Source organism: Mycobacterium sp. NGS22 (assembly GCF_059813095.1).
In genome coordinates, this window is record NZ_JCALDY010000005.1 from 152,898 (window position 1) to 178,016 (window position 25,119).

At 66.8% G+C, this 25,119-nt stretch carries 27 protein-coding genes and 1 pseudogene; 15 read left to right on the forward strand and 13 right to left on the reverse strand.

The genetic code is table 11. The features are described 5' to 3' along the window. Positions 1 to 2: 2 nt before the first annotated feature. The 3 genes from AC5Y47_RS06405 to AC5Y47_RS06415 all read right to left on the reverse strand — a co-directional run bounded on the left by AC5Y47_RS06405 (position 3) and on the right by AC5Y47_RS06415 (position 1,611). Positions 3 to 536 carry a peptidase gene (locus AC5Y47_RS06405; protein ID WP_499943071.1) on the reverse strand — a complete coding sequence of 178 codons (534 nt, stop codon included), beginning with the start codon at positions 534 to 536 and terminating at the stop codon, positions 3 to 5. Positions 537 to 707: 171 nt separating this feature from the next. Next, positions 708 to 1,331, reverse strand: coding sequence for a superoxide dismutase (locus AC5Y47_RS06410; protein ID WP_499943072.1), 624 nt, complete (start codon positions 1,329 to 1,331; stop codon positions 708 to 710). Between the two features lie 127 nt (positions 1,332 to 1,458). Continuing rightward, positions 1,459 to 1,611, reverse strand: a complete 153-nt coding sequence (locus AC5Y47_RS06415) for a hypothetical protein (RefSeq protein WP_499943073.1) — start codon at positions 1,609 to 1,611, stop codon at positions 1,459 to 1,461. Positions 1,612 to 2,034: 423 nt separating this feature from the next. Here AC5Y47_RS06415 and AC5Y47_RS06420 point away from each other — a divergent pair, with 423 nt between their 5' ends. Both AC5Y47_RS06420 and AC5Y47_RS06425 read left to right on the forward strand, forming a co-directional pair. Next, positions 2,035 to 3,069: a DUF4328 domain-containing protein gene (locus tag AC5Y47_RS06420; RefSeq protein ID WP_499943074.1), complete on the forward strand. Its 1,035-nt coding sequence runs from the start codon at positions 2,035 to 2,037 to the stop codon at positions 3,067 to 3,069. Positions 3,070 to 3,073: 4 nt separating this feature from the next. Further along, positions 3,074 to 3,892 carry a glycerophosphodiester phosphodiesterase gene (locus AC5Y47_RS06425; RefSeq protein ID WP_499943075.1) on the forward strand — a complete coding sequence of 273 codons (819 nt, stop codon included), beginning with the start codon at positions 3,074 to 3,076 and terminating at the stop codon, positions 3,890 to 3,892. On the opposite strand, the gene AC5Y47_RS06430 is transcribed toward AC5Y47_RS06425, so the two are convergent. From AC5Y47_RS06430 to AC5Y47_RS06440, 3 genes are all read right to left on the reverse strand, one after another. After that, complete coding sequence (locus AC5Y47_RS06430) at positions 3,889 to 4,443, reverse strand: ferritin (RefSeq protein ID WP_499943076.1); 555 nt, start codon at positions 4,441 to 4,443, stop codon at positions 3,889 to 3,891. The genes AC5Y47_RS06425 and AC5Y47_RS06430 overlap by 4 nt on opposite strands. A gap of 142 nt (positions 4,444 to 4,585) precedes the next feature. Next, entirely contained in the window at positions 4,586 to 5,722 is a 1,137-nt protein-coding gene (locus AC5Y47_RS06435; protein ID WP_499943077.1) for an LCP family protein, read from the reverse strand. Positions 5,723 to 5,770: 48 nt separating this feature from the next. Further along, positions 5,771 to 6,556, reverse strand: a complete 786-nt coding sequence (locus AC5Y47_RS06440) for a DUF2470 domain-containing protein (RefSeq protein ID WP_499943078.1) — start codon at positions 6,554 to 6,556, stop codon at positions 5,771 to 5,773. Between the two features lie 97 nt (positions 6,557 to 6,653). Between AC5Y47_RS06440 and pheA the strand changes: the two genes are divergently transcribed. After that, positions 6,654 to 7,577: a prephenate dehydratase gene (gene pheA / locus AC5Y47_RS06445; RefSeq protein ID WP_499943079.1), complete on the forward strand. Its 924-nt coding sequence runs from the start codon at positions 6,654 to 6,656 to the stop codon at positions 7,575 to 7,577. A 2-nt stretch (positions 7,578 to 7,579) separates the two neighbouring features. Then, entirely contained in the window at positions 7,580 to 8,290 is a 711-nt protein-coding gene (locus tag AC5Y47_RS06450) for a histidine phosphatase family protein (RefSeq protein WP_499943080.1), read from the forward strand. Here the strand turns inward: AC5Y47_RS06450 and AC5Y47_RS06455 are convergent. The 3 genes and pseudogenes from AC5Y47_RS06455 to AC5Y47_RS06465 all read right to left on the reverse strand — a co-directional run bounded on the left by AC5Y47_RS06455 (position 8,267) and on the right by AC5Y47_RS06465 (position 10,301). Further along, positions 8,267 to 8,479, reverse strand: coding sequence for a hypothetical protein (locus tag AC5Y47_RS06455; RefSeq protein WP_499943081.1), 213 nt, complete (start codon positions 8,477 to 8,479; stop codon positions 8,267 to 8,269). The genes AC5Y47_RS06450 and AC5Y47_RS06455 overlap by 24 nt on opposite strands. Further along, positions 8,476 to 8,893, reverse strand: a pseudogene (locus tag AC5Y47_RS06460) (metallopeptidase family protein). Before AC5Y47_RS06460 ends, AC5Y47_RS06455 begins: the two are co-directional and overlap by 4 nt. A gap of 4 nt (positions 8,894 to 8,897) precedes the next feature. Further along, on the reverse strand, positions 8,898 to 10,301 hold the full coding sequence (locus AC5Y47_RS06465; protein WP_499943082.1) for a septum formation family protein: 1,404 nt from the start codon (positions 10,299 to 10,301) through the stop codon (positions 8,898 to 8,900). Positions 10,302 to 10,390: 89 nt separating this feature from the next. Between AC5Y47_RS06465 and serS the strand changes: the two genes are divergently transcribed. Together serS and AC5Y47_RS06475 are read left to right on the forward strand one after the other, a co-directional pair. Further along, the gene (serS, locus tag AC5Y47_RS06470) at positions 10,391 to 11,650 is read left to right on the forward strand and encodes a serine--tRNA ligase (protein ID WP_499943083.1); all 1,260 of its coding nucleotides are present in this window, start codon (positions 10,391 to 10,393) and stop codon (positions 11,648 to 11,650) included. Positions 11,651 to 11,737: 87 nt separating this feature from the next. Further along, complete coding sequence (locus tag AC5Y47_RS06475) at positions 11,738 to 12,874, forward strand: GGDEF domain-containing protein (RefSeq protein ID WP_499943084.1); 1,137 nt, start codon at positions 11,738 to 11,740, stop codon at positions 12,872 to 12,874. Here AC5Y47_RS06475 and AC5Y47_RS06480 read toward each other — a convergent pair. Further along, positions 12,871 to 13,365: a DUF2834 domain-containing protein gene (locus AC5Y47_RS06480; RefSeq protein WP_499943085.1), complete on the reverse strand. Its 495-nt coding sequence runs from the start codon at positions 13,363 to 13,365 to the stop codon at positions 12,871 to 12,873. The two genes, AC5Y47_RS06475 and AC5Y47_RS06480, sit on opposite strands and share 4 nt — an antisense overlap. Positions 13,366 to 13,437: 72 nt before the next feature. Here AC5Y47_RS06480 and AC5Y47_RS06485 point away from each other — a divergent pair, with 72 nt between their 5' ends. Together AC5Y47_RS06485 and AC5Y47_RS06490 are read left to right on the forward strand one after the other, a co-directional pair. Then, the gene (locus tag AC5Y47_RS06485; RefSeq protein WP_499943086.1) at positions 13,438 to 14,049 is read left to right on the forward strand and encodes a TetR/AcrR family transcriptional regulator; all 612 of its coding nucleotides are present in this window, start codon (positions 13,438 to 13,440) and stop codon (positions 14,047 to 14,049) included. 60 nt (positions 14,050 to 14,109) lie between these two features. Further along, the gene (locus tag AC5Y47_RS06490) at positions 14,110 to 15,690 is read left to right on the forward strand and encodes a phytoene desaturase family protein (RefSeq protein WP_499943087.1); all 1,581 of its coding nucleotides are present in this window, start codon (positions 14,110 to 14,112) and stop codon (positions 15,688 to 15,690) included. Between the two features lie 65 nt (positions 15,691 to 15,755). On the opposite strand, the gene AC5Y47_RS06495 is transcribed toward AC5Y47_RS06490, so the two are convergent. Together AC5Y47_RS06495 and AC5Y47_RS06500 are read right to left on the reverse strand one after the other, a co-directional pair. Then, positions 15,756 to 16,094: a hypothetical protein gene (locus AC5Y47_RS06495; protein ID WP_499943088.1), complete on the reverse strand. Its 339-nt coding sequence runs from the start codon at positions 16,092 to 16,094 to the stop codon at positions 15,756 to 15,758. After that, positions 16,091 to 17,641, reverse strand: a complete 1,551-nt coding sequence (locus AC5Y47_RS06500) for a Rieske 2Fe-2S domain-containing protein (RefSeq protein ID WP_499943089.1) — start codon at positions 17,639 to 17,641, stop codon at positions 16,091 to 16,093. Before AC5Y47_RS06500 ends, AC5Y47_RS06495 begins: the two co-directional genes overlap by 4 nt. Before the next feature lie 98 nt (positions 17,642 to 17,739). On the opposite strand from AC5Y47_RS06500, the gene AC5Y47_RS06505 reads away from it, so the two are divergent. The 7 genes from AC5Y47_RS06505 to AC5Y47_RS06535 all read left to right on the forward strand — a co-directional run bounded on the left by AC5Y47_RS06505 (position 17,740) and on the right by AC5Y47_RS06535 (position 23,461). After that, entirely contained in the window at positions 17,740 to 18,513 is a 774-nt protein-coding gene (locus AC5Y47_RS06505; protein WP_499943090.1) for a lysophospholipid acyltransferase family protein, read from the forward strand. A gap of 3 nt (positions 18,514 to 18,516) precedes the next feature. After that, a complete protein-coding gene (locus tag AC5Y47_RS06510; RefSeq protein WP_499943091.1) occupies positions 18,517 to 19,260 on the forward strand; it encodes a lysophospholipid acyltransferase family protein in 744 nt (247 codons plus the stop codon). A gap of 32 nt (positions 19,261 to 19,292) precedes the next feature. Beyond that, a complete protein-coding gene (locus AC5Y47_RS06515) occupies positions 19,293 to 20,096 on the forward strand; it encodes a lysophospholipid acyltransferase family protein (protein WP_499943092.1) in 804 nt (267 codons plus the stop codon). Positions 20,097 to 20,127: 31 nt separating this feature from the next. After that, the gene (locus AC5Y47_RS06520) at positions 20,128 to 20,952 is read left to right on the forward strand and encodes an HAD family hydrolase (RefSeq protein WP_499943172.1); all 825 of its coding nucleotides are present in this window, start codon (positions 20,128 to 20,130) and stop codon (positions 20,950 to 20,952) included. Positions 20,953 to 21,019: 67 nt separating this feature from the next. After that, on the forward strand, positions 21,020 to 21,826 hold the full coding sequence (locus tag AC5Y47_RS06525; RefSeq protein ID WP_499943093.1) for a hypothetical protein: 807 nt from the start codon (positions 21,020 to 21,022) through the stop codon (positions 21,824 to 21,826). Next, positions 21,823 to 22,989 (forward strand): glutathionylspermidine synthase family protein, encoded by a 1,167-nt coding sequence (locus tag AC5Y47_RS06530; RefSeq protein ID WP_499943094.1) that lies wholly within the window; start codon positions 21,823 to 21,825, stop codon positions 22,987 to 22,989. The genes AC5Y47_RS06525 and AC5Y47_RS06530 overlap by 4 nt, the downstream gene beginning before the upstream one ends. Before the next feature lie 13 nt (positions 22,990 to 23,002). Continuing rightward, a complete protein-coding gene (locus AC5Y47_RS06535) occupies positions 23,003 to 23,461 on the forward strand; it encodes a DUF350 domain-containing protein (protein WP_499943095.1) in 459 nt (152 codons plus the stop codon). Here AC5Y47_RS06535 and AC5Y47_RS06540 read toward each other — a convergent pair. Continuing rightward, the gene (locus AC5Y47_RS06540) at positions 23,458 to 24,975 is read right to left on the reverse strand and encodes a PE family protein (protein WP_499943096.1); all 1,518 of its coding nucleotides are present in this window, start codon (positions 24,973 to 24,975) and stop codon (positions 23,458 to 23,460) included. The genes AC5Y47_RS06535 and AC5Y47_RS06540 overlap by 4 nt on opposite strands. Positions 24,976 to 25,119: the final 144 nt, after the last annotated feature.

Genomic DNA, 25,119 nt, shown 5'->3' on the forward strand with positions numbered 1-25,119 from the left:
CCCTATGCGGCGAGCAGCATCGCCAGGATCGCGGTATCGGGGTGGCTGATCGGGTCGACACCGACCCGGCTCACCATCGACGTGATGGTGCCATCGGCCTCCGCCTCCACCCAGGCTGCCCGGTGCTCCAAGCCCAGATAGGGCAACCCGGGCAGCAGGACACAACCCGACGCCGCACCCGTGCACTCCGGCAACGACGGCATCGTTTCCGACGGCGGGTGCAACATCAGCAGCGCCGGAGGTTGGTGCTCCGCGAAATAACCCGGCTGGATAGCCTTTTCCCCGAACACCGTGCCCTCGGCCAGTACCAGGCCGACGGTGCCTGGTTCGGGTTCGTCGGGCAATTCTTCGCGGGCCCCGAATACGGTTGTGGTGGAAAGCAACCCGGGCAACGACGCGACCCGCACCGCCACCATCAACAGTTGGGCCCACTCTTTGGTGGAATCTGGCCAACGTCCAGAGATGACAAACCCTTTCAGGGCACCGCGGGAATGAAAGGGAGCAACGCCGATAGGTCCACCGGATTCAGCATCCATCTCGCCTCCGAATCGCGTCCATCCGAAGTAACCACGCTGGCAATGCTCAACTAAATGTAGCCCGAGTAACTAAGAATGCGCGGGCTTTTTGTGCCGTGCAACTCGACACGTCGCCGACAGAGGACAAGGGCGCCGCGCAATTCGCGCGACGCCCCAGTCCGAAACAAGCAATCAGGGGAAGATCAACCCCGAACTCTTCGAAGTCGCCGCCGCGTACCGGTCCTGCACGTCAGCCCAGTTGACGACGTTCCAGAACGCTTTGACGTAGTCGGCCTTGACGTTCTTGTACTGCAGGTAGAACGCGTGCTCCCACATGTCGACCTGCAGCAGCGGGATGATGCCGAGCGGCACGTTGGCCTGCTGGTCGTAGAGCTGGAAGGTCAGCAGACGTCCGCCCAGGGTGTCGTATCCCAGCACCGCCCAACCGGATCCCTGCAGGCCGTTGGCCGCGGCGCTGAACTGCGCGCGGAACTTGTCGAAGGACACGAACTGATCGTCGATTGCCGCGGCGAGGTCACCGGTCGGCTTGTCGCCGCCGTTCGGCGACAGGTTCTTCCACCAGATGCTGTGGTTGACGTGGCCACCCAAGTGGAAGGCCAGGTTCTTCTCGTTCAGGAAGATCGCCGCGTGGTCGTCCTTGGCGCGGGCCTCTTCGAGCTTGGCGACCGCGTCATTGACACCCTTGACGTAGGTGGCGTGATGCTTACTGTGGTGGATCTCGTTGATCTGACCGGAGATGTGTGGTTCCAGCGCTGCGTAGTCCCAGTCCAAGTCGGGCAGGGTGTATTCAGCCACGGCGTTCCTTCCTTCGATGAGCCGATCATCTGACGTGTCGTTCGCAGGATTCCGCCGCACGGCGGCCTCACCTATTCAACCCTGCTCTAAGACCGCCTAGGCCGCAAGGACGACCCGGTAACCGGATTCAGGACAGCGCGATGAGTGCCAGCACGGCCAACAGCGCCAGCGCGATCAGACCGGCGCGCAGCCCCGCGACGACATACGCGTGGCTCCAGGCGGCCGATCCGTTATAGGAGTTCGACGGGGTCGAGCCCGGGCCGAACGAGTGTGTGGCCATCAGACCCCCTCCACCTGCACGTTCACTCCAGCCCCCAGATGGTCCTCGATACCCGCGAGTGAGGTGAGTCACATCCGAGGTTGTGTTCGCGATCATAACGCCTGGCGCGCAGCGTGGAAAACCAGGCGGCTTCGGCACCCGAAATCGGGTCGTTGCCGCCGGTTTCGATCGGCCCGAAACGGGGTACGCAGCTTTGTTAGCGCTGCAATGCATTTCGCTCGGGGTGCGCTCTGGGCTGTCGATGGCGCGCTTTGTTACCGCAATGTTATCCACAGTCGCCGCCCGATCGGGCCGATAGAGGCTGTCTCCGCCACTCACCACTGGTGTGGATAAACCTGTGGAAATTGTGGATAGGTATTGGTAGCTGTGGTCTACGTCACGTGCCGGGGCGTCCGGGTGTTCCACCGCGGTTAGTCTGGTGCGGTGATTCAGGTGTGCTCCCAGTGCGGCACTCGGTGGAATGTGCGCGACAGGCAGCGCATGTGGTGCCCGCGCTGCCGAGGCGCGCTGATGGCACCGCTTCCCGACACGTCACCACCAGCAAGTTCCCAGTGGGGCGCACCACGGCCGCCCGCCGCTCCCGTCGCTCCGCGCGTGGCGCCCCGCCTCCCGCCGGGATTCCGCTGGATAGCGGTCCGTCCTGGTGCCGCACCGCCGATTCGCCGCGGCCGACGACCGCTCGGCCCGACCCCCCGCTACGCCGCGATACCTCGGTGGGGCCTGGTGGACCGGGTGCCCGAACTGGCTCCCGCATCAGCGGACGCGCCCGCGAAGACAGGGCCCACCCCCGAGTTGGTGCGTGCCCTGATGTTCGCCACTCAGCTGGTGCTGGCCGCCGCGGCGCTGATGTACGCGGTGCGCTACGGACTGCTGATGTACAACCGAGACGCGCTGCTGAACTCGCTGCTGGCCGGCGCGGCGGATTGGCTGGGTATCGCCGCCAGCGTGGCCGTCCTGGCGGCGATGCTGGGCTGCTTCGTGGTGCTGGTCAAGTGGCTGATCGCGCGGCGCGCGGCCGCTTTCACCCATCACGGGATACCCGAGCATCGTCCGCCCCGGCGATTGTGGGCTGGATGCCTGCTGCCGTTCGCCAACCTGGTGATGGCACCCGTGTACGTCATCGAACTCGCTCTGGTCGAGGACACTTACGAGCGGCTGCGCAAGCCGATCACCATCTGGTGGCTCGCCTGGGTCGTCAGCTATGCGGTGTCGCTGTTCGCGATCGCAACCTCCCTGGCCAGCGACGCGCAGGGCATCGCGAACAACAACCTCATGGTGGTGCTCGGGTACCTGGTGGCGGCGGTCACCGTCGGTGCGGTCGCGCGGGTCTTCGAAGGTTTCGAGCGCAAGCCGGTCGAGCGGCCCGCCCACCGCTGGCTCGTCGTCGAGCCGGATCAGCCGAACAGGTCCGTGCCTGCCGCTGCGGTTGAGCCGGAGGGACAGGAACCGGCAGCATAGGCATATGACGCGGGCGGACGAGGTCCTCGCCGGGCACCCCTTCGTGGTGGCCCACCGCGGTGCGTCGTTCGTCCGTCCCGAGCACACGCTGGCCGCCTACGACCAAGCTCTCAAACAGGGTGCTGACGGGGTCGAATGCGACGTGCGGTTGACCCGCGACGGCCACCTGGTCTGTGTGCACGACCGCCGGCTGGATCGCACCTCCTCCGGAGAGGGGCCGGTCAGCACCGCGACGTTGGCCGAGTTGCGTGAGCTGGACTACGGCTCCTGGCACGACAGCTGGCGCCCGGACGGCGCGCACGGGGACACCAGCCTGCTGACGCTGGACGCCCTGGTCGCATTGGTGCTGGATTGGAACCGTCCGGTCAAGATCTTCATCGAGACCAAGCATCCGGTGCGCTACGGCTCGTTGGTGGAGAACAAGCTGCTGGCGTTGCTGCACCGCTTCGGCATCGCCGCGCCGCCGTCCGCGGACCGGTCCCGGGCGGTCGTCATGTCCTTCTCGGCCGCCGCGGTGTGGCGGATCCGGCGTGCCGCGCCGATGCTTCCGACCGTGCTGCTCGGTAAGACCGGTCGCTACTTGAGCAGCAGCGCCGCCACCGCCGTGGGCGCGACCGCGGTGGGACCCTCGCTTGCCGCGTTGCGCGACTATCCGCAACTGGTCGACCGATCCGCCGCTCAGGGCCGGTCGGTGTACTGCTGGACGGTCGACGAACACGCCGACGTCGATTTCTGCCGGGAGGTAGGGGTGGCCTGGATCGCCACCAACCACCCCGGCCGCACCAAGGCGTGGTTGGAGGACACGAACGAGAAGAGCGGCTAGCCGCTCGCCAGGTGACCGCCTGCGGCGTGCGGCGCATCCGGCCCCGCCGGCGCCTTGGACACCTCGCGGGCGACGAAGGTCTCGAGTTCGAAGAGGTTGGCTCCGGCCCGGTCGGCGACCCGCACCAGCGTGGACATCAGCGCCACCTCTTCGATCTGTTCCTTCAGGAACCACTGCATGAACTGCTCGCCCAGGTGATCGCCCTCGTCGCGCGCCGCCGCAGTCAACCGGCTGACCTGGTCGGTGACGGCACGTTCCTGATCGAGGGCCAGCGCCAGCGCCTCACGGGGCCGGTCGAACTGGTTGCGCACGGCATCCACCCGCGGGATCTCCACCCGCAGGTCGCGATCGAGCAGATGCTGGACGAGCATCATCGCGTGATTCCGTTCCTCGACCGCCTGCGCGTAAAAGTGCTTCGCCAATTGCGGGAGGTCTTCGCTGTCGAAATAGACCGCAATTGCGACGTATTGCTGCGCGGCGGTGAATTCGTTGAAAATCTGCTCCTGCATTAATGCGTGGAATTTGGTCCTGGGACCGTCATAATCCGTCATGTAAAGCAGGTTAGTCCAGCTAGAAGGCCACCGGCAACGAAGGATGTGCTTAGTCAGGAAAGGTCTTCCTAAGCGATTGTCCGCAATTAAGTCATGCTCAGATAGGCGAGCTTTGCCTAATTGATATGCCGAAAAATGTGCGTCAGGGTTGGCTGTCCAGCGCGGCCACCGGCACCGGCGCGTCGGCGGCCAGGGCGTCGAACAAAGCACTCGCCGCGTCGTGATTCCACACCACGACCGCACCGGAGCCGCTGTCGGTGAACTCGCCGATCGGCACGGTCATGGCAGTGGCGCGGCCGTGCAGCGACCAGCCGAGCCGCGCCAGGTCCCACGCGTGGTCGCCGCGGTCCACCGTCAGGGCCCCGGCGGCGGCACGCGGAACCGAATACCAGCGCCACGGATTCAGCCACACCGCTGGGCTGGCTGCGCGCTCCAGCAGCGCCGACATGAACTGCCGCTGGTGGATCATCCTGTCCAGATCCGCCCGCGGCGTAGCCCGGGACCGGACGTAGCCCAGGGCGCTGCGACCGTTGAGCTGCTGGCAACCGGCGGGCAGGTCGAGGCCGGCCAACGGGTCGTGGATCGCCTCGGCGGGGCACACCCGCACGCCGCCCAGCGCGTCGACCAGCACCGCGAATCCGGCGAAGCCGACTTCGGCGTAGTGGTCCAGATGCAGGCCGGTGGCTTGCTCGACCGTCTGCGCCAGCAACGGAGCCCCACCCAGCACGAACGCGGCGTTGATCTTGTCCCGGCCGTGGCCCGGGATGGGCACGTAGGAATCACGCGGGATGGAGACCAGCGTTGCGGGCCCACCGGACCCGAGACCGGACACGTGCACCAGCATGATCGTGTCGGTGCGGCCGGAGCCGACGTCGCCGCCGGTGGCCAGGTCCTGCTGCTGTTCGGCGGACAGGTCCTGACGGCTGTCGGAGCCCACCAGCAGCCAGTTGGTGCCGCGGCCCGGACCCGGTCGGCCGGGATAGTCGGTGAGCACCGTCGCGCGGTGCACCGCCGAGTCGAACCACAAGGTGAGTCCCAGCATGCCGGCGGTGGCCAGCAACACGAGGACCAGCAGACTCAGCGCGAACGTCCGAAGCCGGCGACGTCTGCGGCGCGGGCGTGGTAAGCGAGGAAGCGGGGGAGGGGACGTCGGTGCTGCCGGGCGCGGTGGCATGGGTCCCGGGCTGCTCTGGCGGCGAATCACCTGCGAGGGTTCCGGCGGGGCCGGTCTGGCGGGACCGCGAAAGTGCGGGCGCTGCGGTGATCGATCGCCGTTCACCCGGACAATTTACGCGGCCGGTCTCGCGCCGGGTAGCCGGCTGGGGCGCTACCGGCGGGCGCGCAGGCCGTTGACGAAGGGGCAGCCCATCAGGACGCGAATGGCTTGGCTGAGCCCGTTCATGTCGTCGACCGGCTTGTGGAACGGCAGCCTGATGTCGTGGTCGCCGTCGTTGCCCTCGATCCGAAACCGCACGCCGTAGCGGTCCAGACCGAGTGGCCGGATGTGGCCGCGCCGTAGCGGCGCGGGTAGTCGGGACACCAAGCGCGCGACGACGTCGTCGTGCGCCGTGGCCAGGTGCCACAGGAGCGTCGATTCGATCTCACAGAACGGGTCGGGTCGCGCGGCGAGCAGGTCGTCGACGCTGACCGGCTCGGCTCCGGTGGCGTCGGTGACCACCACGGAGTCGATTTCCAGCCGCAGCAAGGTGTACCGCGTCTCGGCGGCACAAGGTGGCCCCGACCGGGGCGTATCGACCTGCAGCAGCGCCGGGTTGGGGTTCTCGGTGGCGATCAGGTCCAGCAGCTTGGTCACCGCCCCAGGTGGAACCCGGTGCAGGCGGCCGCGCACCCAGACCAGGGACCGGACCGGTTCGCGTACCGGCAACGGCGCATAGTCGGTCAGTTCCAGCAGCGCCTGCGACCCACAACCGTCGTCACAGCCGGCCGTGCCGTTGGGAACCGCGACCGCGAAGGTGCCGTCGTAAAGCAGGTGGTGCACAGCCGTGGCCACCGGATCCGCGCCCTCGACCGCCAGCAGGGCGCCGCCGGCGCGCACGCAGGCGCTGCGAATGCGCTCAGCCGTCGTCGGCGTAGGGTTTGTGACCGGTAGCACCGTTACCTCCTATTTTTAGGTAAGGCTAACGTAACTTAGGGTCGGGTAAGTCGCAAGAGCCGATACTCCCGGGCGGCGCGCCGTTAGGGTTGTGGCTGTGGCCCGCATCGCTTACCTCGGACCGGAAGGGACGTTCACCGAGGCAGCGCTGCTGCAGATCGCCGATGCCGGGTTGGTCCCCGAGCACCGTGACGTGGCGGGAATGCCGGTAGACAGCACATCCGCGGCTCTGGACGCGGTGCGCACCGGCGCCGCTGACTTCGCCTGCGTACCGATCGAGAACTCGATCGACGGGTCGCTGGCACCCACCCTGGACAGTCTGGCCATCGGATCGCCGCTGCAGGTGTTCGCCGAGACGACGCTGGACGTCGCCTTCACCATCGTCGTCAGGTCCGGCCTGACCGCCGCCGACGTACGCACCCTGGCGGCCTTCCCGGTGGCCGCCGCGCAGGTGCGCCAGTGGCTCAACGCGCATCTGCCCGGCGTCGAGCTGTGCCCCGCGTATTCCAACGCCGACGCCGCCCGTCAGGTCGCCGAGGGCCGGGTGGATGCGGCGGTCACGTCGCCGTTGGCGGCCGCGCACTATTCGCTGCCGGCGTTGGCCGAGGGGGTTGTCGACGAGTCCAACGCACGGACCCGGTTCGTCTTGATCGGACCACCCGGCCCGCCGCCCGCCCGCACCGGAGCCGACCGGACGTCGGCCGTGCTGCGGATCGAGAACGCGCCCGGCGCGCTGCTGATGGCACTCACCGAGTTCGGCATCCGCGGAATCGATCTGACCCGCATCGAATCCCGGCCCACCCGTACCGGACTGGGCACCTACATGTTCTTCGTCGATTGCGTCGGCCACCTCGACGACGACGCCGTCGCCGAGGCACTCAAGGCGCTGCACCGTCGTTGTGCCGACGTGCGTTATCTGGGTTCCTGGCCGACCGGCCAGGCAGCGGGGGTGCTGCCGCCGTCGTCGGACGAGTCGACGAGCTGGCTGGAGCGGTTGCGGGACGGACGGGGGGAGGCATAGCGATGGGTGGCCGGTTGGTGTTACTGCGCCACGGACAGTCCTTCGGCAATGTCGAGCGCAGGCTGGACACTCTGCCGCCGGGAGCGGCACTGACGCCGTTGGGCCGCGATCAGGCCCGGGCATTCGCGCACGAGGGCTTGGGCACGCCTCGCAAGCCCGGCATCCTGGCGCATTCGGTGGCCATCCGGGCATCGGAAACGGCGGCGGTGATCGGCGGGGAACTCGACCTTGCGACCGTGGAGCTGTCCGGCATCCACGAGGTCCAAGTGGGTGAGCTGGAGAACCGCAACGACGACGAAGCGGTGGCCGAGTTCACCGCGGTCTACAAGCGGTGGCACCTCGGCGAGCGAAACGTTCCATTGCCCGGCGGCGAAACCGCCGACGACGTCCTGGACCGCTACGTACCCGTGCTCACCGACCTGCGGATGCGGTACCTGGACGACGACGCCTGGGACGGCGACATCGTCGTGGTCAGCCACGGGGCGGCGATCCGGCTGGCCTCGGCGGTGCTGGCCGGCGTGGACGGCACCTTCGTGCTGGACAACCCGCTGAACAACGCCGAATCGGTGGTGTTGACCCCGATCACCGACGGGCGCTGGAGCTGCGTGCAGTGGGGCGCGCTGACCCCGCCGTTCTACCCGGAACCTGCCGCGACGCCGGTGCAGGACGCCCTCCAGACCAGCACCTCGTCAGGCACCGATCCAATGGGCTGATCTGCCCTCGTCGGACTGCTGCGAGCACGCGCACCCGACCGCATCGCAGTCGATGACGAAAACGTGCGTGAACAGCTCGGGGATCGCACAGTCGGTGTCGGTGCATTCCGGGCGGCTCAGGGAATGAATGATCAAAGTGCCATGGCAATGGTCCAAGTTTGCCCGGCAGTCGCGGCAGCCTGCGCTCATAACTCGTTCATAACACCAGGCGCCGACAAATGCGGGATCCCCCGCGGATTCAGGGCGAAAACTTCAGCCCCAGCCCAACTCGTCGAGCCGGTCGTCGTCGATCCCGAAGTGGTGGGCGATTTCGTGGACGACGGTGATCGCCACCTGTTCGACGACCTCGTTGTCGGATTCACAGACATCCAGCAGCGCTTCGCGGTAGATGGTGATCGCGTCCGGCAGCGCGCCGGCGTAGTCGGAGTCGCGTTCGGTCAGCGCAATTCCCTCGTAGAGGCCGAGCAGATCGTCGTCCTGCGGATGGCGGTCGGCGACCAGTATCACGACGTTGTCCATGGCCGCCGTCAACTGTTCGGGAATCAGGTCGAGCGCATCGGAGACCAGTTCGTCGAACCGCTGCGGGTCCATCCGGACGGGCACGTGGCTAGCTCGGTGGCGGCGGCTCGGCGGGTGCCGGGACGTCCGGTGCCTGCGGCGGCGGCGCGCCGCCATCGGCCGGGGGAGCCTGGGCCGGGGGAGCCTGGGCCGGTGGCGCTTGGGAGGCGGGCGAGGACGGCGCCCGGGTCGGTGTCACCACCGGCTGTTGGTTGGGCAGGTGCTGATTACCCGGCGGGGCGCTGGGGGTCTGTTGCTGCTGGGTCGGCGCCGCCGGCGGCTGAGTGGGCACCTGGACCGGAACCTGCGGAAGGGTGAGCCGCTCCTGGGGGATGTCGGGCGGCGGTACCGGCGGTTGACCGTTGATCAACAGCGGGCCCTTGGCGCTGTTGAGCAACGTCGCCCAGCCGCCGTTGCCCAGCGTCGCGCCGATGCTGCAGGCGACTTCGCGGCTGCCGGCCGCCCAGCTGGGCAGCGACACCGTGGGGTAGATCAGGGTCAAGGTCGTGGTCCGCAACTTGACCGGGGCCAGGTAGGCGTCGGTCATCCGGGTGCACGCGTCCTTGATGAACCCGTCCTGCTCGGCCTCGGCGGGCATGCCGGTCGGAAACTTCTCGGCGAGGTTGACGGTGCCGGTGACTTCCATGGCGTGCGGTGCGGTGCAGTCGACGGGGACGTCGACCGGCTGATTGGTGACCGAGTCGATGCCCAGGCAGGTGCCGGCCGGCCAAACCTTGGACTGGTCGATTTCGGCGACCTTGCCCTTGAACGCGACCTGCAGGTTGTTGGGCCCGGGCAACTGCAGACCGCACAACATGCGGCGTTCGCCGCCCTGACGCCACGCCCGGTCACCCGACCACAGCATGCTGACGGTGAACTTGCTGTTGGGGTCGAACTTGGTGCCGAGATAGCGGCGCACGGCGGGTTCACACTGCTCGGTGTTGATCTGCTGAATCCGGGTCGGCGACGGGGGAGCGGCGTTCGGGCCGTATTCCGAACCCGGGAAGGTGCGCAGATCCACCGCCTCGGCGACCTCGAACCGGTGGTCCTCGGCGCAGTTGACGACGGTGGCGGATTCCGGTGTGCCGTCCGGCCAGTTCAGACAATCTCCGCTGGTGGCGCGGCTGAAGGCGCCGCTGCTCTTGGATCCCGTGCTGGGCACCGGGTCGCTGTCGAGATAGCCGACCAGGCGTCCCGATCCGGTGCCGATGGTGGGCAGTGCGGTCACCAGCCCGGCGATCAGCAGGCCACCGAGAGCGGTCAGCAACAGCGCCCGTCTGGTGGCGGAGGGCTGCAGGCCGCGCGGCCACCGAAACCCGTCCGGGGGCTCCGGCGCCCGGTCGGTGACAATCGCGTCCGGCTCGTCCGCCGAAGCCTCGTCGACCTCGTCGACCTCGTCCACCTCGTCCGTGACCGCGGGTGGTTTCTTTCGCAGATCCAACATCGGCTCCATTCTGACAGGGCCGCGCGGGTGCTGTTACGAATGTTGCAGTTGTGAGACCAGGACGAACCGGCCGCCGTGACGAAAGTAGTCTTGCGGCCGTGATCGACCTGAAGCTGCTCCGGGAAGACCCCGACGCCGTTCGACGTTCCCAACTCAGCCGCGGCGAAGACCCGGCCCTGGTGGACGCCCTGGCGGACGCCGACGCGGCGCGGCGGGCGGCGATCTCGGCCGCAGACTCGCTGCGCGCCGAGCAGAAGGCCGCCAGCAAATCCGTGGGCAAGGCGTCGGCGCAGGAGCGGCCGGCACTCCTGCAGCGCGCCAAGGACCTCGCCGAACAGGTCAAAGCCGCCGAGGCCGAGCAAGCGGCCGCCGAGTCGGCCTTCACCGCGGCGCACATGTCGATCTCGAATGTGATCATCGACGGCGTTCCGGCCGGTGGCGAGGCAGACTTCGCCGTCCTCGACGTCGTCGGGGAACCACCCCAGCTGGATCGTCCGAAGGATCACCTGGAACTGGGCGAGTCGCTGGGCCTGATCGACATGCAGCGCGGGGCCAAGGTCTCCGGGTCCCGGTTCTATTTCCTGACCGGCCGCGGCGCGCTTCTGCAACTGGGGCTACTGCAACTGGGGTTGCGGGTGGCCGTCGAGAACGGCTTCATCCCGATGATCCCGCCGGTCCTGGTACGTCCCGAGGTGATGAGTGGCACCGGCTTCCTGGGCGCCCACGCCGACGAGGTGTACCGGCTCGAGGCCGACGACCTCTATCTCGTCGGGACCTCGGAAGTGCCGTTGGCCGGTTACCACTGCGACGAGATCCTGGACCTGTCCGCCGGCCCGTTGCGGTACGCGGGCTGGTCGTCGTGCTTCCGTCGGGAGGCCGGCAGCTACGGCAAGGACACCCGCGGCATCATCCGGGTGCATCAGTTCGACAAGGTCGAAGGTTTCGTCTATTGCCGGCCCGAGGAGGCCGAGGCCGAGCATCAGCGGCTGCTGGGCTGGCAGCGCGAGATGCTGGCGCACATCGAGGTGCCGTACCGGGTGATCGACGTGGCCGCCGGCGACCTGGGCTCGTCGGCCGCCCGCAAATTCGACTGCGAGGCGTGGGTGCCGACCCAGGGCACCTATCGGGAGCTGACCTCGACGTCGAATTGCACGACGTTCCAGGCCCGCCGGCTGGCCACCCGGTACCGGGACGCGGGTGGCAAGCCGCAGATCGCGGCGACGCTCAACGGCACACTGGCCACCACGCGGTGGCTGGTGTCGATCCTGGAGAACCACCAGCTTCCCGACGGCAGCGTCCGGGTTCCCGCGGCGCTGGTGCCGTTCGTCGGGACCGAGCTGATCGAACCCGCCAGCTAATAGTTCGCTCAACTAGACAATTTGTCGCGCAGCTGTTTTCCTGAGATCTGCCCCCGCAAGGGGATTTGGGGGAATTGGGAGTAGGCGATGAGTTGGCTCGCGCGTTGGTGGCGGCAGTCCGACCACTACGAGCAGCTGAGTTCCCACCTGCGCACCCGAGGTATGGAGGTCCTGACCCGGACCACGATCACCACGATTGCCGCATCCCTGGCGCTGATCGCCGTGGCGACGATCTGGACGCCGACCGGACCCCGAGGGCCCGTGCAGGTCGCCTGCGCCGTTGCCGCGGGCGCCGGCGCCGCCCTGGGCGCAGTCATGTGGGCGCTGCGCTGGCCCACCCGTGCGCAGGCCATCCGGTTCGTGGTGCTCTCCGATGTCAGCATCGCGCTGGCCGCGCTGTCCCAAAGCCACCCCACCGCCGGCTTGCTGACGTGCACGGCGTTCGCGACGATGGCTACCTACACGGCGATGTTCCACCCGGCCCGGTTGATGGCCTACAACTTCCTCGTCACGGCGGCGGTAGGGGCGTTCGAAGTCGTCCGGATGGCCGCGCTGTACAACCCGATGGCCGCACTGTGTGGATACGCGTTGCTGTTGACGCTGAACCTGGCGGTGCCGTTCGGCATCCAGGCGGTGGTGCACACGCTGGGAACCGATGCCGTGCGGGCCGAGCGCGACCAACTCACCGGGCTGCTCAACCGGCGCGCGTTCTATCGGCGGGCGCGGCGCGACTTGTGGCGGGATGCCTCCGCGCCCGCGCACCTGGTGGTGACGGTGATCGACCTGGACCGCTTCAAGCAACTCAACGACCGGTACGGGCACAGCGTGGGAGACGACGCGCTGATGGCGGTGGCGCGCGCGTTGCAGGAGAACACCGACGACACCGCCGTCATCGGCCGGGTCGGCGGGGAAGAATTCGTGATCGCCGACATCTGGCTCCCCACCGAAGTGCAGCGCCGGTCGCAGGCCATCTGCGACGCCGTAGCGGCGCTGCCGTTCATGCTGACCGCAAGTGTGGGCACCGCCAGCGTCTATTGCAGCGGCCGCGATCCAGCCGACGACGACCTGCTGGTCGAACTGATCTCGGCAGCGGATGCCGCGATGTACACCGCCAAACGGGGCGGCGGCAATCGGGTCTGCCATCACCGTCCGGCGCCGGGCCGCCGCGACACGACGCCGCTGCCGCGCGACGCCGGGTACTTCGGCGACGAACTCAGCGCCTAGACAGCCACCTTCGCGCCGGCCCGCTCGTGCCGATGCTGGCGCTCGATCGTGGCGAAATAGAACGCGAACGCGAACGCGAAGCTGGTGAACAGGCTGCTGACGAAATACAGCCACGGGCGTTTGAGGCCGCGTCGGTAACCGTCGACGATCGAAAACAGCGGCAGCAGAATGACATTGGCGATCGTGTAGTCCTGCCCCGCCGAACCCGCCGCCGGGTTGACGAACATCAACTGGATGTACTGCGTCCAACTCCCGGGACCCCAGATCGGGTTGTGCGTCCCGCTGACCCCGTGCGGGGCGTACCCCTGCACGAAGCGGAAGTTGAAATACCAGCCCAGCGCGATCGAGGCGATACCGACCCCGTAGTACATCAGTTCCAGTGGGGAGAACAGCGGGCCGTCGACGGGCCGTGCGTAGACCGCCGGATTCGACTTGACGATCCAGCAGATGACTGCGATACCCAGGACAGCGTGCACGATGAGCGAGACCATGGGCGCAGTCTCACCCCGGGCCAGAAGTTTTGTCAATATTGTCAAAACAAATGCTGAAGGTAGGTTACCCAGATGGTCCGACCCGCGCAGACCGCGCGCAGTGAACGCACCCGCGACGCACTGCGCCAGGCGGCGGTGGTGCGCTTTCTGGCCCAGGGCGTGGCGGACACGACGGCCGAACAGATCGCCGCCGACGCCGGCGTTTCGCTGCGGACCTTCTACCGGCACTTCGGTTCCAAGCATGACCTGCTGTTCGCGGACTACACCGGGCTGAACTGGTTCCGCGCTGCGCTGGAGGCCAGGCCCGTCGACGAAGCCGTCATCGACTCGGTCCAAGCGGCCATCTTCGCGTTCCCGTACGACGTGGAAGCGGTGACGAAGATCGCCGCGTTGCGGGGCGGCGAGATCGACCCGGGCCGGATCGTCCGGCACATCCAGGACGTCCAGGCCGATTTCGCCGACGCCATCCAGGTGCAGTTGCAGCGGCGCGGCCGAAGTACCGAAGAGCCCGACGCCCGGCTGCGCATGACGGTGACCGCCCGCTGCATCGCCGCCGCGGTGTTCGGGGCGATGGAAGCCTGGATGCTCGGTGCCGACCGCTCGCTCGGGGAGCTGGCCAGGGTGAGTCAACTGGCGCTCGAGTCGTTGCGGGCCGGCATCACCGACACCTGGGCCGCCGGCTGAAGTTTCGTCATAATTGACAAAACTTTGGGGGCGTGCCAGCCTCCATGCCGGGAGGTCGGCATGGCTGATTCTGAAACCACATACGACGCGATCGTCATCGGAGCCGGGCACAACGGCCTGACCGCCGCGGTGCTGCTGCAAAGAGCCGGGCTGCGCACCCTCTGTCTGGACGGCAAGCTCTACGCGGGCGGCATGGCCTCGACCGTCGAGCTGTTCGACGGCTATCAATTCGAGATCGCCGGCTCGGTGCAGTTTCCGACCTCGGCGGAGGTGATCAGCGAGCTGGGCCTGGACGAGCTGCCGACAGTCGACCTGGAGGTGATGTCGGTCGCGCTGCGCGGCGTCGGCGACGACCCGCTCGTCCAATACTCCGATCCGATGAAGATGTTCGCCCATCTCAACGAGGTGCACGGCGCCGACGCCGTCGCCGGCATGGGTGGACTGCTGATGTGGGCACAGGCGCCGACGCGAGCATTGGGGCGCTTCGAGGCCGGCACCGTGCCCAAGACCTTCGACGAGATGTACGCCTGTGCCACCAACGAATTCGAGCGGTCGGCGATCGACGACATGCTGTTCGGTTCGGTCACCGAGGTGCTCGACCGCTATTTTCCGGACCGGGAGAAGCACGGCGCCATCCGCGGGTCGATGACCATGCTCGCGGTGAACACCCTGTATCGCGGGCCGTCCACACCGGGCAGCGCCGCCGCGCTGGCCTTCGGTCTCGGCATCCCCGAGGGTGACTTCGTCCAGATGAAGAAACTGCGCGGCGGCATCGGCGCGCTCACCGCACATTTGGCACACGTGTTGGAGGGGAACGGCGGGGAAGTCCGGTTGCGGTCCAAGGTGAGCGAGATCCTCGTCGCCGACGGCCGGGTCCGTGGCGTACGCACCGAGGCGGGGGACACCCTTTTCGCCCCGATCGTCGTCTCGGCGATCGCCCCTGACGTCACAGTCAACGACCTGATCGATCCCGCGCTGCTGCCCGCCGATATCCGCGAGCGGTACGCACGCATCGACCATCGCGGCAGCTACCTGCAGATGCACTTCGCGCTGGACGAGCCACCGCAGTTCGCCGCACCCTACGAGGCACTCAACGACCCCACTCTGCAAGCCTCGATCGGAATCTTCTGCACACCCGAGGAAGTTCAGCAGCAATGGGAGGACTGCCGGCGCGGCATCGTCCCGGCCGACCCGACCCTGGTGTTGCAGATCCCGTCCGTGCACGACCCGGACCTGGCGCCCGAAGGCAAGCACGCCGCGTCGGCGTTCGCGCTGTTCTTCCCGATCGAGGGCGGGTTGCAAGAAGAAGGTCGCTACGGTCAGGCCAAGGTCGAGATGGGTCAGCGGGTGATCGACAAGATCACCCGCCTGGCACCCAATTTCGAGCGCAGCATCATCCGGCACACCACGTTCACGCCCAAACACATGGGCGTGATGTTCGGGGCGCCCGGCGGCGACTACTGCCACGGGCTGCTGCACTCCGACCAGGTCGGACAGAACAGGCCCGGCCCCAAAGGCTATATCGGCCAGCCGATCCCGGTCGAAGGACTGTACCTGGGGAGCGCTGGTTGCCACGGCGGACCCGGGATCACGTTCACCCCCGGCTACAACGCCGGCCAGGCCGCACTGGCCGATCGCTGATCTTTCGCCGAGCGTGTTCCAGTTGCGAAAAAACAGCCGGAAATTCGCAGTACCAACACGTTCGGTTAGCCGCGCTGACCCAACAACTCCTCCAGGCAGGCCAAGAACTCGTCCGGGCGCGCGGGGGTGAACGCCGGCTTGGATCCCGGTATGTCGAGAGTGACCAGCGTCGACTTCAGCGGCCGGTAGAGGTCCAACGGCAGCCAGCGCCGGAAATCCGGGCTGCCCCACAGGTTGAACCGGACGGTGAACAAGCCAAGCGCCTCGGCCTTGTACTCGCGAATCTGGTCCAACCCGATCACTTTGGCCGTACCGGACGGAAAGTGGTAGCGCCGCAACGTGATCGCCATCCGATCCAACTGGACCACGCCGTCGTCATAGCACCAGTCCGTCGTGCTGCTCATGCTTTTCCGCTCCGCAACTCGTGCCCCCGAGTGGTCAGGCAGCGACCGTCCTGCAGCCGCCACTGCCAACCGTGCAGGTTGCACGTCAGCGTATCGCCCTCGATCACACCGAATTTGGACAAATCGGCCTTGAGGTGCGGGCACCGGCGCTGAATCTCCCAGCCGTCCATGGTGATCGACGCGGTGTCGTCATGCGACTCGGCGAACCAGCCGTCGGCGTACGCGATCCGCTCGTCGGTCAGGCACTTGAAGAACGTGTACAGGTATTCGTTGTAACCGCCGACGCGCCACGCTTTGAACCGGGTGGACAAGAAGATTGTGTTGACCCAGTCCGGTTCCTCATCGCGCAGCACGGTCCGCACCAACTCCGGTTGGATGGCGAACCCGTAGCGCACCTTCTCGTCGGGAATGCGTTCGCGCACCGCGCGTTTCGGAAAGTCGAGGATCACCGTCTCGGGACCGATGACCAGTTCCACCGGATATCCGATGCCGTCGCAGATTTCGTTGCTCGCCAACATGATCGGCTCGAACAACGCGCGCAGCGGCTCCAGCAGCGGCTCGCCGGTGGCCGGTGCCCAACGGGCCTTCTCGGCAGCCAACACCGGCGCCATACGCTCGGCGAAGTCGGCGATGTAGGCCGCCTTGCCGGTGGTGAAGATCGCCTCGACCTCTTCGGTGGGCACCGGATGAGTCAGCGAATTGAGCCTCGAGCCGGTGAAATCCGCCGTCGATCCAGGGATCATCAGCAGGCCGCCTTCGTGACCGTGGCGGCGCATCTGGTCGAGGAACACCATCTGGTCGGGAAAGATGTTGGCCGGATCGCCATGGTCGTCGTTGAGGTGACGCAGCTCGGGGTCCAGAAAGCACGGCGGCCCGGCCGACGGCACCACCCACGTGGCGCCCACCTGTGCGATGTACTGGCGGGCGCGGTCCATCTGCCGCTGGCGCTTCTGGGTGCCGAATGCCTCCTTGGCGCGCGCCGGCATGTCGTAGACCATCGGGTACCAGATCGCGCCCGAATACTGCAGCAGATGCACGTCGATGTCGCCGAAGTCGGCGGCCAGCACGTCCAGATCGACCGGACGGGCGTCGTTCATGTTGAACACCGTGGTCTCCCCGTCGGAAACCACCAACGCCGAATCGCCGATGGGTCCGTCGGCGGGGGCCCGCAGCGCGATGACCATGATCTCGAGGTCGCCCTTGGGCCCGGACAGCCGGTGCTGGACGGAGTCGGTGGTCTCGAAGAACCGGTGGAACCCTAGTTTCTCGAGTTCGTTGCGCAGGTCCGGCACCGGGAAGTCGGGCAGCAGGACCACCGCGTCCTTGTTGACGTGGGCGGTGAGCAGCTTGGCGTCGAAGTGGTCTTTGTGCAGGTGCGAGACGTATAGGTAGTCGCAGTCGCCGAGGGCGTCCCAGTCCAGGCCGGTGTTGTCTGGGAAAGGGAACCAGGATCCGAAGTACGCCGGGTTGACCCAGGGGTCGCACAGGATGCGCCCTGCCCGGGTCTGGATCAGGAAGCCGGCATGCCCGACGCTTGTGACCTGCACAAATACCTCTCAGCTGACTGCGATTGCAGCCTCGAGCTTAGCTTGAGTCACGGGCCGGGGTCTCGCCGCAGCCGCCGGGAGCACTAGGCTGAATTGCTGTGGAACCGGCATATGGCACCGCCATTACGCTCGCCCGCCTGGTATTTCGGATACAGGGTCTCAAGATCACCGTGACGGGCGTCGAGAACTTACCGACCAGCGGCGGCGCCGTCGTCGCCATCAACCACACCGGATACCTGGACTTCACCCTGGCCGGTCTACCCGCATACCGGCAGGGTCTGGGCCGCAAGGTGCGGTTCATGGCCAAACAGGAAGTCTTCGACCACAAATTCACCGGTCCGCTGATGCGCGCCTTCCGCCACATCCCGGTGGACCGGGAGAGCGGTGCGGCTTCCTACGCCGCGGCCGTGGAGAACCTCAAGGCCGGTGAACTGGTCGGTGTCTACCCCGAGGCGACCATCAGCCGCAGTTTCGAGATCAAGGAGTTCAAGTCCGGGGCGGCGCGGATGGCGGTGGAGGCCGGCGTGCCGATCGTCCCGCACGTCATCTGGGGCGCCCAGCGGATCTGGACCAAGGACCACCCGAAGAAGCTGTTCCGCCCCAAGGTGCCGATCCAGGTGATCGTCGGCGAACCCATCCAGCCCACGCTGCCCACCGCAGAACTGACCGCCCTGTTGCATTCCCGGATGCAGCACCTGCTGATCCGGGCGCAGGAGCAATACGGACCGCATCCCGCGGGTGAGTTCTGGGTGCCGCACCGGCTCGGTGGAGGCGCACCGTCGATGGCCGACGCGGCCCGCCTGGACGCCGAGGAAGCGGCCGTGAAGGCCGCCCGCCGTGCCGAGCGTGCCGCCGGTCCTTCGGAGCATTGACCCGTGGCCGAACCCGTTTACCGTGCCAGCGAGTTCGTAGCGAGGACGTTTCTGCGAATCACCGGTAGCCGAGTCACTTATCTGGGCGACGAGAACGTTCCCGATCAGGGCGGCTGCGTCGTCGCGATCAACCACACGAGCTTTATCGACTGGGCACTGGCCGCGTTGGCTTTTCGACGGCCGGGCGGCCGGCGCGTGCGGCCGATGGTCAAGGTCGAATTGCAGAAGGTCAAGATCGTCGGCTTCATGATGAAGCACAACCGGGCCATTCCGGTCGATCGCAGCGCCGGCGCCGGCGCCTACGCGGTTGCTGTCGAGCGATTGCGGGAGGGCGAGGCAGTCGCGGTTTTCCCGGAGGCGACAATCAGCCGCAGTTTCGAGCTCAAAGACTTCAAGACGGGCGCCGCTCGGATGGCCGTGGAAGCCGACGTCCCGATCGTCCCGATCATCGTCTGGGGGTCCCAGCGCATCTGGACCAAGGGCCTGCCCAGGCAGTTGGGTCGCAATAAGGTGCCGATCACCGTGGCGATAGGTCCGCCATTGCGCGCCGTCCAGGACGTCGCACGGACGAACGAACTGCTACACGAGACGATGACTTCGCTGTTGCACCAGGTGCAACGGAACTATTCTCATCCAACTGGCGAAAATTGGGTGCCGCGGCGGTTGGGCGGCGCGGCGCCGACGTTGGAGGAGGCCGCGCAAATGGACGCCGACGAGAGTGCGGCGAGAGCCGCCGGCCGAAAATAGCTAACGTATTCGGTAGGGCAGGAGGTCAAAAAGTGGCTGAGCCAGTCTTCCGGTTTTTGGAGTATCTCGTGCCGTCGGCCATGGCGCTGAATGGCAACAAGATCACTTACTACGGCCTGGAGAACATCCCCGAGCGCGGCGGGGCGATCGTCGCCCTCAATCACACCAGCTACGTCGACTGGATTCCCGCGTCGCTGGCCGCCAAGGAACGAAAGCGGCGGCTGCGGTTCATGATCAAAGCCGAGATGGCGGAGGTGAAAGCGGTCAACTACGTGATCAAGCACATCCAGCTGATCCCGGTGGACCGTTCCCAGGGGGCCGAGGCGTACTCGGTGGCGGTGCAACGCCTGCGCGAGGGCGAACTCGTCGGGGTGCACCCCGAGGCGACCATCAGCCGCAGTTTCGAATTGCGGCCCTTCAAGACCGGGGCGGCGCGAATGGCGATGGAGGCCAACGTGCCCATCATCCCGATGATTGTCTGGGGCGCACACCGCATCTGGCCGAAGGACCACCCGAAAAAGCTGGTGCGCAGCAAGGTTCCGATCACCGCGGCAATCGGTCCGCCGTTGTGGCCGACGGGCACCGTCGACGAATACAACGCCACGCTGCGCCAGGCGATGGAGTCGATGCTCTATTGGGTGCAGGAGGAGTACCCGCACCCTGAAGGCGAGTACTGGGTGCCGCGCCGGCTGGGCGGCAGTGCGCCAACCCCGGACGAGTCCAAGGAGTTCCGGGTCGCCGAACTGGCCGAGCGAGCGCAAAAGCGTGCGCAACAGGGTGTGGACGCGAAGAAACGAAAGAAGGCGGACCGCGCTGACGACTCCGGCCGACCGTAACAACGCGTCCCCGCAACCGAATTCGCAACGGATTTCTTCGTCGACACCTCCCGCACTCATCGGATGCGACGTCGACGGCACGCTGTTCGACGAGGACGAGACCCTCACCCCGCGTACCCGCGCCGCCGTGCTGGCCGCCGTCGCCGGCGGCGCCCGCTTCGTGCTGGCCACCGGCCGCCCGCCGCGCTGGGTCAGGCCGGTCGTCGACGCCCTGGGCTTCGCACCGATGGCGGTCTGCGCCAACGGCGCCGTCATCTACGATCCCGAACACGACCGGGTGGTGTCGGCGCGCACGCTGTCGGTGGATGCGTTGGCCGCGCTGGCCGACATCACCCGACGGGTCCTGCCGGGGGCGGGACTGGCCGTCGAGCGGATCGGGGAACGCGCGCATGACACGGCCACCCCGCAGTTCGTCAGCTCACCGGGCTACGAGCATGCGTGGCTCAACCCCGACAACACCGAGGTGTCCATCGAGGATCTGCTGAGCGCGCCTGCGATCAAGCTGTTGATCCGCAAGGCCGGCGCACGCAGCGCGGACATGGCTGCGGCGCTCGCCGGGCAGATCGGCGACGAGGGCGACCTGACGTATTCGACCAACAACGGTCTGCTCGAGGTGGTGCCGCGCGGCATCAGCAAGGCCACCGGACTGCGCGAGGTCGCCGAACCGCTGGGAATCGACGTCGCGGACGCCGTCGCCTTCGGTGACATGCCCAACGACATCCCGATGCTGGTACGGGCCGGCCTGGGGGTCGCGATGGGTAACGCGCACCCGGAAGCGCTTGCCGCCGCCGACGAGGTCACGGCCCGCAACAGCGACGACGGCGTCGCCCGCGTGCTGGAGCGTTGGTGGTCTTGAGGATTATTTCCGGTCCGGTGTGGGAGACTGCCCGCGTGTTCGCGTTTCCGGGACCGGAGGGCAGCTAGTGGGGTCAGAACCAGACCCGCCGGACGGCGGTGAGCCCGAGGGCCGTGGGTCCGGAACCGGCGGGACCGACCAGCCCAAGCCGGAGACGCCTCCCAAGCTGCTACCGCACGGGAAGATCGAGTCGCGGGACCCGGCCAAACCTCCGATACCACCCAAGCTGTTGCCGAACACCCCACCGACTCCGCCGGTCCCGCCGAGCGGACCCCGCAAGAGCACGTTCGGAGCGAACCGTCCCGAACCGGGTAGGCCGCCGTCGCCCCGTCCGCCGGATGCCCCGTCCAAGCCGAAACCGTTGGGCAGCATCCAGTTTCAGGACGCCGCCACCACGAAGCCCCGCCCTCCGACCCCGGCCGAGTTGCGTGCCCGGCAGAAGTACGAGGACCAGCAACGCGAAGCCGAAGAGGCGCGGCTGGCGGCCGAAGCCAAGCGCAAGCGGCAGAAACGCATCCTGATGGGCTCCGCCGCCGCGGTCGGCGTGGTGGGGCTGGTGGCGGGAGTCGGGTACTGGTTGCTGACGCCGAGCCACGTGACCGCCCAGTGCGTTCGGGATGACCCGAACGGTCAGCCGGTGATCGTCCCCGACAGCTACTGCACGGGTCACACACCGGGCTTGAACGGCTTCTTCATCTGGGGCGGGCACTCCTACCGCTACTACTACGGCAGTTCGGGATCGGTCGGTCAACGGCCGTCCGGCGGCACCACCACCATCCCCAAGGGCGCGACGGTGACCACCAAGTCGGGCAGCACTATTCAGCGCGGCGGCATCGGCGGCAGCGGCGGCAAGGGCGGGAGCGGCGGCTCGTGAAACGCGGCAGGACACAGCCGCGGCCCAATTGGCAGTCGATCGTCGAATCGCAAGGACTCGTGTACGGCACACCGGCGCGTGACGCCAGCGGCGCCGACCGGCCCTACTGGGACGAGTCGGTGTACTACGAGTTCGAGATGGACGAGATCCTGGCGCTGGAAGCCGACGTCGAGTTGCTGCATTCGATGTGCCTGAACGCCGTCGAGCAGGTGGTGCTCATGGAGCGGTACGCCGATTTCGGTCTGCCGGAATGGAGTTGGCCGCACATCGCCGAGTCCTGGCGCCGCTCCGATCCACATGTCTACGGGCGCTTCGACTTACGCTACGACGGGCGACGGCCCGCGGTGTTGCTGGAGTACAACGCCGATACGCCGACCACCCTGCTGGAAGCCGCGATCGTGCAGTGGTATTGGCTGAAAGACAAGTTCGCGGAAGACGATCAGTGGAACTCACTGCACGAACAACTGGTGGACCGCTGGAAGGTGGTCCGTGACCTGTTGCCCAGCAACGAATTACACTTCGCGTGGTCCGGGGTCGAAGCGACTGGCGAGGATCAGATCACTACTACTTACATGCAGGAGACGGCGGCCGAGGCGGGATTTCACACCGTCGGGCTACTGATCGAGGACGTGGGCTGGGACTCCGCGCTGGAACGGTTCGTCGATCTGGAAGAGGACCCGATCCGGGCGATGTTCAAACTGCATCCGTGGGAATGGGTGCTCGAGGACCAGTTCGGCAAGCACGTGGCGGCCGGCCTGCCGCAGACGATGTGGATCGAACCGCTGTGGAAGACACTGCTGTCGAACAAGGCGATCCTGGCCGTGCTCTGGGAGATGTACCCCGGGCATCCGAACTTGCTGCCCGCCTACCTCGACGATCCGCATGAACTGACCGAATACGTGCGCAAGCCCAAGCTGGGCCGGGAGGGCGCCAACGTCACGATCGTCGGCGCCGGGATGGAAACCGCCACCGGCGGTTTCTACGGCGAAGAGGGCTTCGTCTACCAATTGTTGGACCCGCTACCGGAATTCGACGACATGCGGCCCGCTTTGGGCGCGTGGATAGTGGGCGACACGTCGGCGGGTCTTGGTATCCGGGAGACCGCCGGACTCATCACCGACGACGGCGCCGCCTTCGTCCCGCATCGCATCCCGCTGAAGTGAACGGAGAGAACCGATGACGAAAACCGTTGTGGCGCTGCCGCATTCGGACTATTGGAGCTGGCTGGGCAGTGGCGCTGCGGCAATCATCCTCTACTCGATCCTCGGCTTGGTGCTGATGGTCGTCGGGTTCTACGCCATCGACCTGACCACCCCGGGCCCGCTGCGCAAGATGGTCAACGCCGGCAAGCCGAACGCGATCATCGTGTCGGCGGCCGGCATGGTCAGCATGGCCTTCATCGTGGTGGTGGCCATCTACTCGTCGTCGGGGAATCTGGCGGGAGGGCTGCTGGCCTCGGCGGTCTTCGGGCTGATCGGTATCACGGCGCAGGTGGTGATGATGCGGATCGCCGCGCTGGTGATCGGCATCGACATGCATGCGTTGTTTTACGCCGACGAGTTCAGCTACGAGGCGCTCATGGTGGCCGCGGCGCAGTTCGCGCTGGGCATCGTGGTGTCGGTGGCGATTCTCTAGGTGGGCCTGATGGCCGCGGCGAGTTGCTGCGGTGCGTAGTTCACCAGGAGCGGGATCAGGCCGGAGAACGGCGTGCCCAGGATGGTGACGGGAATCGACTGTGGCGGAATCACCACGATGGCCGGCACATTGATGGCCGGCACATTGATGGTCGCGGTGACCGGATGCGGAGGAACGAGGAGCCCGTCGGACGGCAAGTGCAGCACGAGTCCGACATCGCCAACTACCGGCACCGGAAGGTTGATCGTCGTATCGATGGGGACATTGCCGTTGAGGAAGCCGTTCAACGCTACGGCGGGCGCATCGAACAGCGTGGCCGCCGCACCGAGATAGTTCCCCGTCGCCAGCGCTTGCCCGAAAGTCTCCGCGCTCTCGGCTATCGCATTGAGCGTTGCTAATGGAGCGCCCGCTGCCGCGTAGGTTGCGACCAAGGGCAGCCCGAAGAAGGTGCTCAGTGACGCGCTAACCGCAGGGGTAGGCAGAAGATGTGCGTCCAGTGTGGCGAATGCCGAAATGCTCGGAACAGTCAAGGTATCGATAACATTGGTGAAGTTCTGCGCAATCTGCCGGGGGATCGACGGCGGTATCAGATTGGTGAAGTACTGCGCCTCCTGTCCTGGAATGTTCATGATGGCGAAGAGGTCACCCAACGGACCTAACACCCTGGGATTCAAAGTGGCGGTCACGTTAATCGAAGGCGGCAAAGGAGTTACCCCAGTACCACCGAAGATCACAGTGCCGGGATCGATCCCAGTGACCAACAGCCCTAGGCCTGCCCGCCCGAAATCAGAGACCGCGCCGGTGTAGTTGCCGGTCAGCAAAGTCTGGAAAGCCGTCTGCAGACCCGTCGCGAAGGTCGGCAGCCCGGTCATCAACCCGACGGTTCCGTTGATCGCCGACGTCACAAACGTCTGGGCGAAGCCGGTCTGGACGGTGATGAACTGCTGCGCGAAGGCCGCGGGGTTGAAGGACAAGAACTGCTGAACGGCCGCTTCTATGGCGGCCGGCAACTGCGGCAGTGTGGCAGGGAAGTTGGCAACAGCCGTGGCGATCTGCAGCGCGTAACCCTGCTGGTTGGCAAGGAACTGCCGGGCGAACGGGAACGGATCAGCGGCCCATGCGCCGCCGAGGGCCTGCAAATTGGTGGCCGTATTGACCACCAGCTCGCCGTAGGCGCCGCCCGGAACGGCCGGGGCAGCGCTGGGGAGAGCGCTTGCCAAAGCCTGTCCGGCATTGGCGATCTCGGCGCTCACGTATGCCGCCGAACCGGCGCCGAGGAGGCGCACGAACTCGGCGTGGAATGCCGCGGCCTGGCTATTGACGCCTTGGAATTCTCGCCCGAAGACCCCGAACAGCTCCGAGATCGCGGCCGACACCTCGTCCGCGGCCGCCGCCGCGACTGTGGTGGTGGGGACGGCGGCGACGGCCGCCGCATCCTGCAGCGTCGAGCCGAGATTCGCCAGACTTCCGGCCGCCGTCGTTACCCAGTCCGGCGTGGTGACCACAAATGACACGGCGCTGACCTCCCCGCGACAAACTATGAATTCAATCTGAGCGTAAGTCGCGAGGCCCGCGCTCGTGGGAAATTCGGTGATTCAGTGCGTCGACGATGTGCGGACGGTGACCGAACGTCCGGCGCTATTGCGGGATGTCGACCG

Coding starts and splice junctions, on each gene's coding strand:
- AC5Y47_RS06405 (WP_499943071.1), bottom strand. CDS start 536: ATGGATGCTGAATCCGGTGGACCTATCGGCGTTGCTCCCTTTCATTCC.
- AC5Y47_RS06415 (WP_499943073.1), bottom strand. CDS start 1,611: ATGGCCACACACTCGTTCGGCCCGGGCTCGACCCCGTCGAACTCCTAT.
- AC5Y47_RS06425 (WP_499943075.1), top strand. CDS start 3,074: ATGACGCGGGCGGACGAGGTCCTCGCCGGGCACCCCTTCGTGGTGGCC.
- AC5Y47_RS06430 (WP_499943076.1), bottom strand. CDS start 4,443: ATGACGGATTATGACGGTCCCAGGACCAAATTCCACGCATTAATGCAG.
- AC5Y47_RS06450 (WP_499943080.1), top strand. CDS start 7,580: ATGGGTGGCCGGTTGGTGTTACTGCGCCACGGACAGTCCTTCGGCAAT.
- AC5Y47_RS06455 (WP_499943081.1), bottom strand. CDS start 8,479: ATGAGCGCAGGCTGCCGCGACTGCCGGGCAAACTTGGACCATTGCCAT.
- AC5Y47_RS06465 (WP_499943082.1), bottom strand. CDS start 10,301: ATGGAGCCGATGTTGGATCTGCGAAAGAAACCACCCGCGGTCACGGAC.
- AC5Y47_RS06475 (WP_499943084.1), top strand. CDS start 11,738: ATGAGTTGGCTCGCGCGTTGGTGGCGGCAGTCCGACCACTACGAGCAG.
- AC5Y47_RS06480 (WP_499943085.1), bottom strand. CDS start 13,365: ATGGTCTCGCTCATCGTGCACGCTGTCCTGGGTATCGCAGTCATCTGC.
- AC5Y47_RS06485 (WP_499943086.1), top strand. CDS start 13,438: ATGGTCCGACCCGCGCAGACCGCGCGCAGTGAACGCACCCGCGACGCA.
- AC5Y47_RS06490 (WP_499943087.1), top strand. CDS start 14,110: ATGGCTGATTCTGAAACCACATACGACGCGATCGTCATCGGAGCCGGG.
- AC5Y47_RS06495 (WP_499943088.1), bottom strand. CDS start 16,094: ATGAGCAGCACGACGGACTGGTGCTATGACGACGGCGTGGTCCAGTTG.
- AC5Y47_RS06535 (WP_499943095.1), top strand. CDS start 23,003: ATGACGAAAACCGTTGTGGCGCTGCCGCATTCGGACTATTGGAGCTGG.